This is a genomic window from Antarcticimicrobium luteum (genome assembly GCF_004358185.1).
In the GTDB taxonomy this organism is placed as follows: domain Bacteria; phylum Pseudomonadota; class Alphaproteobacteria; order Rhodobacterales; family Rhodobacteraceae; genus Antarcticimicrobium; species Antarcticimicrobium luteum.
Genome location: NZ_SMUV01000074.1, coordinates 1 through 12351 on the forward strand (window position 1 = coordinate 1; position 12351 = coordinate 12351).

The 12351-nt window shown below is 66.4% G+C and carries 14 protein-coding genes; 9 read left to right on the forward strand and 5 right to left on the reverse strand.

The annotated features are described in order from the left end of the window. Positions 1–132: 132 nt before the first annotated feature. The 6 genes from E1832_RS20025 to E1832_RS20050 all read left to right on the forward strand — a co-directional run bounded on the left by E1832_RS20025 (position 133) and on the right by E1832_RS20050 (position 6106). Positions 133–1173: an NADP-dependent oxidoreductase gene (locus tag E1832_RS20025; RefSeq protein ID WP_133361567.1), complete on the forward strand. Its 1041-nt coding sequence runs from the start codon at positions 133–135 to the stop codon at positions 1171–1173. Between the two features lie 214 nt (positions 1174–1387). Next, positions 1388–3334, forward strand: a complete 1947-nt coding sequence (thrS, locus tag E1832_RS20030; RefSeq protein WP_133361568.1) for a threonine--tRNA ligase — start codon at positions 1388–1390, stop codon at positions 3332–3334. A gap of 218 nt (positions 3335–3552) precedes the next feature. Then, on the forward strand, positions 3553–3858 hold the full coding sequence (locus E1832_RS20035; RefSeq protein ID WP_133361569.1) for a BufA1 family periplasmic bufferin-type metallophore: 306 nt from the start codon (positions 3553–3555) through the stop codon (positions 3856–3858). Positions 3859–3929: 71 nt separating this feature from the next. Then, positions 3930–4787, forward strand: a complete 858-nt coding sequence (bufB, locus tag E1832_RS20040; protein WP_133361570.1) for an MNIO family bufferin maturase — start codon at positions 3930–3932, stop codon at positions 4785–4787. After that, positions 4784–5539, forward strand: a complete 756-nt coding sequence (locus E1832_RS20045) for an HvfC/BufC N-terminal domain-containing protein (RefSeq protein ID WP_133361571.1) — start codon at positions 4784–4786, stop codon at positions 5537–5539. Before bufB ends, E1832_RS20045 begins: the two co-directional genes overlap by 4 nt. Positions 5540–5542: 3 nt before the next feature. After that, on the forward strand, positions 5543–6106 hold the full coding sequence (locus E1832_RS20050; protein WP_133361572.1) for a DoxX family protein: 564 nt from the start codon (positions 5543–5545) through the stop codon (positions 6104–6106). Positions 6107–6142: 36 nt separating this feature from the next. Here E1832_RS20050 and E1832_RS20055 read toward each other — a convergent pair whose 3' ends face one another. Both E1832_RS20055 and E1832_RS20060 read right to left on the reverse strand, forming a co-directional pair. Further along, the gene (locus E1832_RS20055) at positions 6143–6511 is read right to left on the reverse strand and encodes a hypothetical protein (protein ID WP_133361573.1); all 369 of its coding nucleotides are present in this window, start codon (positions 6509–6511) and stop codon (positions 6143–6145) included. 43 nt (positions 6512–6554) lie between these two features. Further along, positions 6555–6872 (reverse strand): arsenate reductase family protein, encoded by a 318-nt coding sequence (locus E1832_RS20060; protein WP_133361574.1) that lies wholly within the window; start codon positions 6870–6872, stop codon positions 6555–6557. Positions 6873–7090: 218 nt separating this feature from the next. On the opposite strand from E1832_RS20060, the gene E1832_RS20065 reads away from it, so the two are divergent. After that, on the forward strand, positions 7091–7297 hold the full coding sequence (locus E1832_RS20065) for a cold-shock protein (RefSeq protein WP_133361575.1): 207 nt from the start codon (positions 7091–7093) through the stop codon (positions 7295–7297). Between the two features lie 49 nt (positions 7298–7346). Here E1832_RS20065 and E1832_RS20070 read toward each other — a convergent pair whose 3' ends face one another. The 3 genes from E1832_RS20070 to thyX all read right to left on the reverse strand — a co-directional run bounded on the left by E1832_RS20070 (position 7347) and on the right by thyX (position 9639). Then, on the reverse strand, positions 7347–7763 hold the full coding sequence (locus tag E1832_RS20070; RefSeq protein ID WP_133361576.1) for a DUF1810 domain-containing protein: 417 nt from the start codon (positions 7761–7763) through the stop codon (positions 7347–7349). 414 nt (positions 7764–8177) lie between these two features. Continuing rightward, positions 8178–8729, reverse strand: coding sequence for a hypothetical protein (locus tag E1832_RS20075; protein WP_133361577.1), 552 nt, complete (start codon positions 8727–8729; stop codon positions 8178–8180). Positions 8730–8733: 4 nt separating this feature from the next. Then, positions 8734–9639: an FAD-dependent thymidylate synthase gene (thyX, locus tag E1832_RS20080; RefSeq protein ID WP_133361578.1), complete on the reverse strand. Its 906-nt coding sequence runs from the start codon at positions 9637–9639 to the stop codon at positions 8734–8736. A 199-nt stretch (positions 9640–9838) separates the two neighbouring features. On the opposite strand from thyX, the gene E1832_RS20085 reads away from it, so the two are divergent. Both E1832_RS20085 and E1832_RS20090 read left to right on the forward strand, forming a co-directional pair. Next, positions 9839–10891, forward strand: coding sequence for a hypothetical protein (locus tag E1832_RS20085; protein ID WP_133361579.1), 1053 nt, complete (start codon positions 9839–9841; stop codon positions 10889–10891). A gap of 9 nt (positions 10892–10900) precedes the next feature. After that, positions 10901–12304 carry a surface lipoprotein assembly modifier gene (locus E1832_RS20090; RefSeq protein WP_133361580.1) on the forward strand — a complete coding sequence of 468 codons (1404 nt, stop codon included), beginning with the start codon at positions 10901–10903 and terminating at the stop codon, positions 12302–12304. The last annotated feature ends 47 nt before the right edge of the window (positions 12305–12351 follow it).

Below are 12351 nucleotides of genomic sequence, written 5' to 3' on the forward strand. Positions count from 1 at the left end.
GGGGCAACTTGCCAAGGGGGCGCGCCTCCTTGGCAAGTTGCCCCGGCGATTGCCGCCACGTTCCGCCACGCCCGGCTTGCCAAGCCGGCCCGCGCCCGCCACCGTGGCCGCAGCGCGAAGAGGAGACCGCCCATGACAGACCAGATGTACCGTATCGCCCTGGCCAGCCGCCCCGAGGGCGCACCGACAGCAGAGAATTTCAGTTACGAGGCCGCCCAGATCCCGACCCCCGGCGCGGGCGAGGTGCTGGTGCGTGTCCATTACATGTCGCTCGATCCCTATATGCGCGGGCGGATGGATGACGCCAAATCCTATGCCGCCCCGGTGCCCGTCGGCGGCACCATGGAGGCCGGCGCGGTGGGCGAGGTGATCGCCTCGCAGAGCCCGCACTTCAAACCCGGCGATTTCGCCTTCGGCATGTTCGGCTGGGCCACCCACGGCTGCCTGCCCGCAAGCCACCTGCGCAAGCTGGACCCGGCCCAGGCGCCGATCACCACAGCATTGGGCGTGCTCGGCATGCCCGGCTTCACCGGCTGGCACGGGCTGACCGAGTACGGCAAACCGAAGGCGGGCGAAACGCTCGTGGTTGCCGCCGCCACCGGCCCGGTCGGCTCCATGGTGGGTCAGGTGGCGCGCCTGGCGGGCCTTCGCACCGTCGGCATCGCGGGCGGCGCCGACAAATGCGAACTGGCCACCGGCAGGTTCGGATTCGACGCCTGCCTCGATCACCGCGCCTATGAGAACGCCCGCGACCTGCGTACCGCGCTGAAACAGGAATGCCCGGACGGCATCGACATCTATTTCGAGAATGTCGGCGGCAAGGTGCTCGAGGCGGTGATGCCGCTGATGAACCCGTTCGGACGCATCCCGATCTGCGGCATGATCGCCTGGTACAACGCCGGCGGCCTTGGTGCCGGCGCCCGCGATCAGGGGCTCACCGCACCCGGCCTCTGGCGCAACATCCTGGTGAATTTCCTGTCGGTCAACGGCTTCATCATCTCCAACCATTTCGACCGCTTCCCGCAGTTCCTGCAAGAGGTCGCGCCCAAGGTTCTGGGCGGCGAGATCGCCTATCTGGAGGACATCGCCGAGGGGCTGGAAAACGCGCCGGCGACCTTCATCTCGATGCTGGGCGGCGGCAATGTGGGCAAGCAGATCGTCAAGGTGATCTGATCGGACCGATCTGACGGCGACCCCGATCGCCCGGCCGCAGGGCCGGGCACACCCCCGCCGGGCACTCCCCGGCGGGCCCCGTCCGGGCCGCGCGCCTGCGATGCCGCATTGCCGCACCCGCTTGACTTGCCCCCGCGCGCCTGCCAAATCAACCGCACATCATAACCCGCAACCGGGCGTTCCGTGGGCGCCAAACCGACGAGGAGTGCCAGACATGGCCCAAATCTCACTCACCTTTCCCGATGGCAATGCGCGCAAGTTCGACGCCGGCATCACGCCGGTGCAGGTCGCGGCCGACATCTCGACCTCGCTGGCCAAGAAGGCGATCAGCGCCACCGTCAACGGCCGGCACTGGGATCTGCAATGGCCCATCGACGCAGACGCCGAGATCGCCATCCACACCCTCAAGGACGAGCCGCAGGCACTGGAGCTGATCCGTCACGATCTGGCCCACATCATGGCCCGCGCCGTTCAGGAGATCTGGCCCGGCACCAAGGTCACCATCGGTCCGGTGATCGAGAACGGCTGGTACTACGACTTCGACCGCGAAGAGCCGTTCACGCCCGAGGATCTGGGCGCGATCGAAAAGAAGATGAAAGAGATCATCAACCGCCGCGATCCGGTCACCACCGAGATCTGGGAGCGCGCCCGCGCGATCGAATATTACCAGGCCAACAACGAGCCCTACAAGGTCGAGCTGGTCGAGGCGATCCCCGGCGACGAGCCGCTGCGCATGTACTGGCACGGCCACTGGCAGGATCTCTGCCGCGGCCCGCACCTGCAGAACACCGGCCAGGTGCCGGGCGACGCCTTCAAGCTGATGAGCATCGCCGGCGCCTATTGGCGCGGCGACAGCAACCGGCCGATGCTGCAACGGATCTACGGCGTCGCCTTCCAGAACAAGGAAAAGCTGAAAGCTTACCTGACCATGCTGGAGGAGGCCGCCAAGCGCGACCACCGCAAGCTGGGCCGCGAGATGGACCTGTTTCACATGCAGGAAGAGGCCCCGGGCCAGGTGTTCTGGCACCCCAACGGCTGGACCGTCTACACCACCCTGCAGGATTACATGCGCCGCCAGCAAAAGCGCGGCGGCTATGTCGAGGTGAACACGCCGCAGGTGGTCGACCGCCGCCTGTGGGAGGCCTCGGGCCACTGGGAGAAATACCAGGAGCATATGTTCATCGTCGAGGTTGACGAGGAACACGCGCGCGAGAAGTCCGTCAACGCGCTGAAACCGATGAACTGCCCCTGCCATGCGGAGATCTTCAAGCGAGGGCTGAAATCCTACCGCGACCTGCCGCTGCGCATGGCCGAATTCGGGTCGTGCAACCGCTATGAGCCCTCGGGCGCGCTGCACGGGATCATGCGCGTGCGCGGCTTTACCCAGGACGACGCCCATATCTTCTGCACCGAGGATCAGATCGCCTCGGAAACCGAGAAATTCATCACTTTTCTCGGCGCCATCTACCGCGATCTGGGCTTTCCCAGCTACAAGATCAAGTTCTCCGACCGCCCCGACATGCGGGCCGGCACGGACGAGGTCTGGGACCGCGCGGAAGAGGCCCTGCTCACGGCCACCCGCAAGGTGACCAATGACATCGAGCTGAATCCGGGCGAAGGCGCCTTCTACGGGCCCAAGCTGGAATTCGTGCTGACCGACGCCATCGGGCGCGATTGGCAGTGCGGCACGCTGCAGGTGGATTTCGTCCTGCCCGAGCGGCTGGACGCCACCTATATCGGCGCCGACGGGGCCAAGCACCGCCCGGTCATGCTGCACCGCGCCACGCTGGGCAGTTTCGAGCGGTTCATCGGCATCCTGATCGAGGAACACGCCGGCAAGCTGCCGTTCTGGCTGGCGCCGCGCCAGGTCGTGGTCGCCTCGATCACCTCCGAGGCCGACGATTACGTCGCCGAAGTGGTGGCGAAGTTGCAGGCCGCCGGTGTCCGCGCCGAGGCCGACGTCCGCAACGAAAAGATCAACTACAAGGTGCGCGAACATTCGGTCGCCAAGGTGCCGGCGATCCTCGCCGTCGGCGCCCGCGAGGTCGAGGAGCGCACCGTCTCGGTCCGCCGCTTGGGCGAGAAACAGACCAGCGTCCAGCCGCTCGAGGATGTTGCAAGGGCACTCACGCGGGAAGCGACGCCGCCCGACCTTCTGTAACATTTCCCGCCCCGATCCCGCGCCCCGGCCCGCCCAAACGGTCCGGGGCGTAACATTTTCGGGCGTTTCCACGGTTTCCAGCGCCGGAAAGGTCCGCTTCGGTCACATGATCTGACGCGGGCGTGACGCACGGCGTCGTGAATTCACCCCGACAAGGCCGCCGCGCTACAGTCTCCCTGCGACATACCAACACATCAGCGATAAAGAGGAGACTCGCAATGAACACCACCATCAAGACCCTGGCCGTTGCCGGCGCCGTGGCCGCGGCCCTGACCGCCGCCACCACCCACAGCGCCTCGGCCCAGGCCAAGGAAAAATGCTACGGCGTGTCGATGGCAGGCAAGAACGACTGCGCCGCCGGCCCCGGCACCACCTGCGCCGGCACCTCCAAGGTCGACTATCAGGGCAACTCCTGGAAGCTGGTCGACGAGGGCGCCTGCACCTCGATGGAACTGCCGGCGATGGCAGACGGCACCGCGCGCATGGGCTCGCTGGAGCCGCTGGATCGCGACATCCCGAGCTGATCGGGCCACCGCACCGGGCGGCGCGTCACAGCGCCGCCCGTTTTCCTTTCCTGTGATCCGGGGACATGCCCATGCTGGACCAGTCCGCCCGCCGCCCGCGCCTGCCGCACAGCGCCGGCGTCGGCTACAAACCGCAGCATTTCGCCGACCTGACCTCCGATCCCGGCGCCGTGACCTGGCTGGAGATCCATGCCGAGAACTACATGGGCGACGGCGGCCGTCCGCTGGCGCAACTGCGCCAGCTGTCCAAACGGTTTGCGATCTCGGTGCATGGCGTCGGCCTCTCCATCGGCGGCGAGGGGGCGCTCGACCGCGATCACCTGGCCCGGCTGAAACACCTCTGCGACTGGCTGGCCCCGGCCAGTTTTTCCGAACATCTGGCCTGGTCCAGCCACGACAGCGCCTTTCTGAACGATCTGCTGCCGCTGCCCTATACCAATGCCACGCTGGCCCGGGTCGCCGATCATATCGATCAGGTCCAGACCACGCTGGGCCGCCGGATGCTGCTGGAAAACCCCTCCAGCTATCTCGCCTTCGCCGAGAGCACCTGGGCCGAGCCAGAATTCCTGGCCGAGATCGCCCGCCGCACCGGCTGCGGGCTGCTGCTGGACGTCAACAATGTCTTCGTCTCGGCCACCAATCTGGGGTTCTCGCCGCAGGGCTATATCGACGCCTTCCCGCTCGATGCGGTGGGCGAAATCCACCTCGGCGGCCATGACGAACAAGCCGACGATCACGGCGCGCCGCTGTTGATCGACAGCCACGGGCGCGCGGTCGCCGATCCGGTCTGGGCGCTGCTGGACTATACCCTGGCGCGCTCCGGCGCGCAGCCGCTGCTGATCGAATGGGACAACGATGTGCCCGACTGGCCTCAGCTTGCGGCCGAGGCTGCCCGCGCCCAGACCGCCCTGCATCGGGTGCCCGCATGAGCGTGAGCCAGACCGATTTTCGCGCCGCGCTGCTGGACGCGGACCGGCCCGCCCCGACGGGCCTGCAGGACGCCGCCGCGCGCCCCGCCGGGCGGCGCTTCGACGTCTACCGCAACAATGTGGCGGTTTCCCTCACCGAGGCGCTGCACGACGGCTTCCCCGCCGTCGCCAGCCTGCTGGGCAAGACCAACATGGACGGCATCGCCGGGATGTTCCTGCGTGCCCATCCGCCGGCCTCGCCGCTGCTGATGCTCTACGGCGAGGCCTTTCCGGACTTCCTGGCCGGTCTCGAACAACTGTCCCACCTGGGTTACCTCGCCGACGTGGCGCGTCTGGAGCTGGCGCTGCGCCAATCCTACCACGCCGCCGACGCCGCCCCGATCCCGCCCGAGCGTCTGGGACAGACCGCGCCTGAGGCGCTGCTCGCCGCGCGGCTCGCCCTCGCCCCGGCGCTGCGCCTGCGGCGCTCGCCCTGGCCGGTCTTCGACATCTGGCGCTATGCCACCGAACCCGGCGCGCCCCAGCCGCAGGCCGCGGCGCAGGACGTGCTGATCACCCGCCCCGGGTATGACCCCGCCCCGCAGCCCCTGCCCCCCGGCGGGGCCGCCTGGATCGCGGCGCTGCAGACCGGCCAAAGCTGGGGCGCGGCCGAGGATGCCGCCCGCGCCGAGGCCGCAGGTTTCGACCTGACGCCAACGCTGACGCTGCTGCTTCAGGGCGGGGCGATCACCGACCTCATGACCGAAGGATAGCAGATGCAGCCCCTGATCCGCCTCTATGACCACTTGGCCGGAACGCTGGACCGCGCCGGCGACGAGATCCTGCCGCTGCTGGCCCGACTGGCCTTCGCGGCGACGCTGCTGGGGTACTACTGGGCCTCGGCGCTGACCAAGCTGGGCGACGGGCCGCTGGGCCTGCTGCGCCCCTCGACCGGCGCCTATGCGCAGATCTTTCCCCGCCAGCTCGAGGCGGTGGGCTATGATGCCACGCAGCTTTCGGCCCTGCACTGGCTGGTGGTGACGCTGGGCACCTGGGCGGAGTTCCTGTTGCCGGCGCTGATCGTCGCCGGCCTCTTCACCCGGCTGGCCGCGCTCGGCATGATCGGTTTCGTGATCCTGCAATCGCTGACCGACATCTTTGGCCACGGATTGACCGACCCGGCCACGATCGGCGCCTGGTTCGACCGGATGCCCGACGGCACCCTCTTCGATCAGCGGCTGTTCTGGGTCCTGCTGCTGGCGGTGCCGGCGATCAAGGGCGCCGGCGCGCTGTCGCTCGACACGCTGCTGCGGCGGCGGATGGCGCCGGTCCGGGTCTAGGCCAGCGGCCCCGAGGACGCCCGGGCCTGATCCGGCTCAGAAATGCGCCTTGGGCTCGTCGGGCTTGCCGGCGGCCAGCGCCAGCACCCCGGCCAGCCCGGCAAAGGCGATCGGGAACATGGTGAAGACATTGAAACCAAAGGCGTGATACATCCCCGCCGCCGACAGCAGCAGCAGGATCCCGCCCCAGAGCGCCCGCGCCCGCGCCATCGCGCCGCCGGCGATCGCCAGCATCGGCGCCAGCACCGAGGTCACCCGGACCAGCTGCACATCGGTGACCTGTTCGGCCAGCCCCTCGACCTCGCCGAACTGCTCGACGAAGGCGGTATAGCCATAGCTGAAGAACCCCACGATCATCCCCGCCACCCCGGCGATGATCCCCAGTACGAGGGCCGCATTGCGCATCTTGTCTCGCCTCCTGTGTCGAACGTCTCACATAAGCGCGCGGTCAGCCCGCGCCAAGGGCCGCGCGCACCTCTGCGGTCCAGCCCAGATAGAGCCTTCCGCCGGCCTCGATCAGCGGCCGCTTCATCAATGCCGGGTGCGCCGCGAGCAGATCCAGCGGCGCGCCGGCGCGCTCCGACTCGGCAAGGCCGCGCCAGGTGGTCGAGCGGGTGTTGAGCAGCGCGGCGCCGAACTGCGCATGGGCCGTGCGCAGGACCGCCTCTGGCACCCTATCGGCACGGACATCGACGAATTCAGCATCCGGCAATGATTTCAGCGCCTTGCGGCAGGTATCGCAGGTTTTCAGACCATAAAGGATCATCTCTCGCCTCCCGGTTCGCCTGCCGAAATAACCGGCACGCGCGCGGGTTTCATCCCCTTTTTCTTGATTTTTGCAAAAGCCGTGCAATCCTGACCCCGCGCCGCCGCCGATCAGACACCCGCCTATGACGACATAAGCCGGTCCTCTGAGCGGCCGGCCGCGCCCCCGTGCACATGCGACGCGCGGGGCCAAGTGCAAGTCAGAAGGAGACACGGGACATGCCGAGTGGCACCGTGAAATGGTTCAATACCACCAAGGGCTATGGCTTTATCGCGCCGGATGACGGCGGCAAGGATGTGTTCGTGCACATCTCGGCCGTCGAACGCTCCGGGTTGACCGGGCTCGCCGACAATCAGAAGGTTGCTTACGAATTGCAGGATGGACGGGACGGCCGGCAGATGGCCGCGGATCTGAAACCCCTCTGAAATCTCAGACACGCATTCCGCCCCTCCCGGCCCCGCGCCGGGGCGGGCCCTAGCCCTCGCGCAGCAGCTCCAGCGTGCGCGAACAGCGGCGTCCGCCATAGAACATCCCGAGCAGCTCGGCGAACTCCGGCCCGCCGCCGGCGGCCTCGAACAGCGTCGCCGATGAGCGCAGCTTCTTCGCGTCGACCGGCCCCAGGATCGCCTCGGGCGCGGCGCCCTTGTGGCCCAGCAGGGCGCGGGCGCATTCGATCAGCCGCGGGCCCAGCAACGGATCGGCGAGCCAGGCGCGCGCCGCGTCCAGATCCTCGAGCCCGTAGTACTGCGCCGTGGCCGAGCGGCCGAGCCCGCGCAGCTGGGGAAAGATGAACCACATCCAGTGGGTGACCTTGGCCCCCGCCGCCAGCTCCGCCAAAGCGGTGTCATAGGTGGCGGCCTGGGCCTCGTGGAAGCGGGAGAGATCGGGCATGGGGGGAGTGTAGCGCAAAGCGGGTCCAGGTCAAAAGCGCCCCCTCCGCAGAGCCCCCCGGCGCGAAATCAAGGCCGAAGGGTGCCTCTCGTGCCTTGCAAGGCATGACACTGTCCGCAGCCGCGCCGGGCCGTTCCGTCCACATCTCCCCCCTCCGAACCAAGCCCCAGCGCGGAATCAAGCCCGAAGGGCGCCGCGCCAGCGCCGGACCGGTCCCGCGGTCTGGCGCTCTGTCGACGGTGGCGCGCCGCTCGAATGTTGTCCGGATGTGGCAGGGATAAAGCGCGCCGGTCAGAGGGCGCAGCGCCAGCCCCCGGTCCGGCGCTGGCGTGGCTTGTTCATTCGAGGCGCGCACCCGTCGCCTGCCGCAAAAACAAAGGCCAGAAATTGGAACAAAAAAATTCCTACCCAGAGCTATTCGCCAGATTTCTTTGGGACTAGCTTTAACCTGACGAAGGTAAGCCGCGAGTTGGCAATCTGGTCAAGTCCCTTAGCTAGCTCCAAGGCTCTCACTTTGACATTATCCAAGAAATTCAAAGAGTTCTCTGCGCCATGCTCAGTACGCAGCATAGAGGTCAAGCTGGATCCGTTTTCAACTCGAAAGAAGTTATTGAACTCTAGGTATTTCTTCACTCTTTCGGGCCCCAGAAGAATGTGAAAGTAACCGGAGTTCGCCAACGGTGCGATAGACGAGTAGTCAAACTTCTCCATCGGGAAAAACAGGTCCCCTACCAAAATTTGGCCCGCAGAAATTCTGGATCGCATCCATTCAATATGATCGAGTAGAGCTTTCACCTCGCCCAAATTATACTCGATTTCGATTTGCATGACCTTGAGGGCATTCTTCGCCTGCTTCCGTCCCTGCAAATAGCCCAGGAAATATTGAATGAAGGCGCCCGCGACGATCCCTACAAATACCCAGAAACCATTTTGGAATGCTGGTGAGTTGAGAACTTGACTGATCAAACCCTCACCCCATCACCCCCATAAACTCCCGCCATTCCCCCTTGGACATGCCGGAGCTTTCCTGCGTCACCTCTTCACCCTTCACCATTCGCCGAATGCAATCAAGGGCGGTGGCCGAGAGCGTCGCTCCCCCCATGCGGTAATCCTCAAAGGCGCGATAGGCAAAGGGCACCCAGTCGGCGACCAGCTTGCAGATCTCGTCGGCATAGACGCGGATCTCGTATTGCGCATGGGCATCCGCCCGCAGCCGCAGAAAGTGGAACAGGTTGTGCAGGTCCACCTTCCAGTACCATTGGGTATAGATATTGGCGGGCAGGTTCATCCGCGCCAACTCGCGCGCCAGCCCCTGCTGGCCCTCGTCGCTGATCATCGCCTCGTAATTGTCGTAGGCGCGCGCGCTGTCAGCTTTCAGGATTTCCAGCACCCGGGCGGCCTCCGCCCCTTCCAGCGGTGCGCCGCGGCCCTGGTTGTTCACCGTCGACTGCGCCGCCACATGCTCCGGCGCCGGGATATAGAATTCGCGGTCCAGGATCGAATAGCGTGCGGAATATTCGTTCACATTGGCGGTGCGGTGGCGGATCCACTGCCGCGCCACGAACACCGGCAGTTTCACATGCAGCTTGATCTCGCACATCTCGAAGGGCGTCGAATGCCAGTGCCGCATCAGGTAACGGATCAGCCCCTCGTCGTTGCTGACCGATTTGGTGCCCTTGCCATAGCTGACGCGCGCCGCCTGGCAGATCGCCGCATCGTCGCCCATATAGTCGATCACGCGCACGAACCCGTGGTCCAGCACCGGGTAGGCGGTATAGAGGTGATCCTCCATCCCCGGCGCGACGGCGCGCAGGGTTTGCTGCGACTGGCCGCGCTGGTCTGCGATTTCGGCCTCTTGCTCGGGCGACAGCGGCATGGCGGGATCCTTTCACTACATGAGTCGTGCGCCACTATATATTGCCGAAAAACGCCGTGAAACCGCAATATCCGGTATTGCATTTCCGCCATTTTTACTCAACAAGGCGCCGCCGCCCGGGATTGGCGATTGACTTTTCCCCCTGTTTCCAGAACCTTGTGAAAAAAACTTGTTCCAAAACGAACAGAGGCAGGCAGTCATGACCAAGTTTCTCGTCGCGGCAGCGACCGCGCTGGCGTTGTCGGCGTGCAGCGGTGGCTCAAACCCCTTCGCCAGCGAAAGCGGCGGCACCGACACGGGCACGGACACCGGCACCGATACCGGCAGCGGGATCGACAGCGGCCGCACCCTGCCGCCCGGCACCGCCTCGCCCGGGGCCGATACCACGATCTTCCGCAGCGAGCCGACCTCGACCGAGGGGGCCTATTACGGCAACGGCTATGCCACCGACATCAGCTACGACGCCAAGAAGGATACCTTCACCGTCGACAACCTCGCCTTCGACGGCGACAACGAATATTCGCGGGGCACCAAGGTCAGCTCGCTGGCCGGCAAATACGCGGTCTACGAGGCCGACGAACATTTCACCGACCCCGAGAGCAGCAAGCCGGTCACCCAGTTCAAGCACCGGGCGATCTATGGGGCCAGCCGGGACGGCAACGCCAAGTTCGCCATCGTGCGCACCGGCGCCTATGTCGGCTATGGCTTCGGCGGTTTCGTCTATCAGCGCGAAAACACCGTCACCCTGCCCTCGACCGGCCAGGCGATCTATAGCGGCGTGATGGCCGGCCTGCGCGATTTCAACGGCGCCGGCGGGCTGGAATACACCACAGCCGATATCGAGGTCGCCATCGACTTCGACGATTTCAACGAAGATACCGGCGGGCGCGGCGACGCGGTGAAGGGCAGCATCACCAACCGGCGGATCTTCGACACCGACGGCGCCGACATCACCGACGACGTGATCAAGCGGATCGAGGTCGAAAACGACATCACCCTGCGCCGCTATCCCACCGCCACCTTCAGGGTCGGCCCCGGCGTGATGGACGACAACGGCGAGATTCTGGGCGAGGTTCAGAGCTATTACACCGACAGCACCGGCGCCAGCCAGGTGTTCGAGGACGGCAAGTACTACGCCGTCGTCTCGGGCAAGAAGGCCGGCAAGATCGTCGGCGTCGTGGTGCTGGAAAACAGCATCGACCCGGTCGCCGACAGCGTACGCGAAACCAGCGGCTTCATCGTCTATCGCTAGGGGGCGGCGGTGTCCGCGATGCGCATCAGCCTGACCCGGGCGCTGGCCCTGCTGGCGGCGCTGACGGTGCTGGCGGCCCCCGTCCGGGCCCCGGCCGAAGGCCTGGAACTGGCCCCCGACCAGATGCGCCTGGCCGCGCTGATGGCCCTGCGCGGCGGCGACGCGCCGCGCGCGCTGCGCTATTCCCAGGCGCTGCTGGCGCGCGATCCGGCCGACCGCACCGCGCTGATGGTCCATTCCCGCGCCGCCCGCGACCTGGGCCGGTTCGAGCTGGCCCGGACCTCGGCCCGCGCCGCCTGGCAGCTGGCCGGCGACGACGCCCAGCGCTATTCCAGCTCGCTGCTGATGGCCCAGGCGCTCGCCTCCGCCGGTCACCGCACCCGGGCGCAATGGTGGCTGCGCCGCGCCGTCCAGCACGCCCCCAACGAGGCCGCCGAGCGCAAGGCGATCGGCGATTTCCGCTATGTGCGCGCCCGCAACCCCTGGGCGACCCAGCTCTCGTTTTCGGTCACGCCGGAGTCCAACATCAACAACGGCTCCTCGGCGCGCTCCTCCTTTCTCAACTACAAACTGTCCGAGCTGCTGTTCGGCCAGCCGGTCGAATACGAACTGGGCGGCACCGCGCGGGCGCTTTCGGGGGTCGAGACCGCGCTGGGAATGACCACCCGCTACCGCTTTGCTGAGACCGATGCCCGCGCCAATGACCTGATCTTCACCGCCGATCTGCGCAGCTACACCCTGTCGGCCGAGGCCAAATCCCTCGCCCCCACCGCCCGGGGCAGCGATTTCGCCTTCGCCACCTATTCGCTGGGCTATGGCCACCGGGGCCTCAACCTGGACCGGCGGGGCGAATACCGCGTGGTGGCCGACGCCGGGCAAAGCTTTTACGGCGGCGCGGAATATGCCCGTTTCGCCCGGCTCTCGGCCGGCCAGTCCTATCGCCTGGCCTCCGGCGACCGGGTCAACCTGCGGCTGGCGGGCGAGCGTCAGTTCGGCATCGCCACCGCCGACAGCGACACCCTGCGCGCCGATTTCTCCTATACCACCCGCATTCTGAAGGGCGCCACGCTCTGGACCGGCGCGACACTGGCCGCCGCCCAGTCGCCCAGCGCCGCCGACGAGTTCCGCGAGATCGGCCTGCGCGCCGAGCTGACGCTGGCCAGACCGGTCGCCGGCGCCACCCTGCAAATGGGCCTCTGGGCGCGCAACCGCAGCTACGACATTTCCCCTCACAGCCCCGACGGCCGGCAAGAGGATCGCCTCCAGGCCGATCTGACGCTGACCTTCGACAAGATCGATTACTATGGCTTCAACCCAACGATGCAGCTCTCGGCCTCGCGCACCGACAGCAACATCGCGCTCTATGACGCCAACCGGGTCGGGGTGAATTTCGGCATCCAGTCGGCCTTCTGATCCCCAATCCGCTCGACAAGCCGCCCCCCGGCATTAAGTTGGTCACA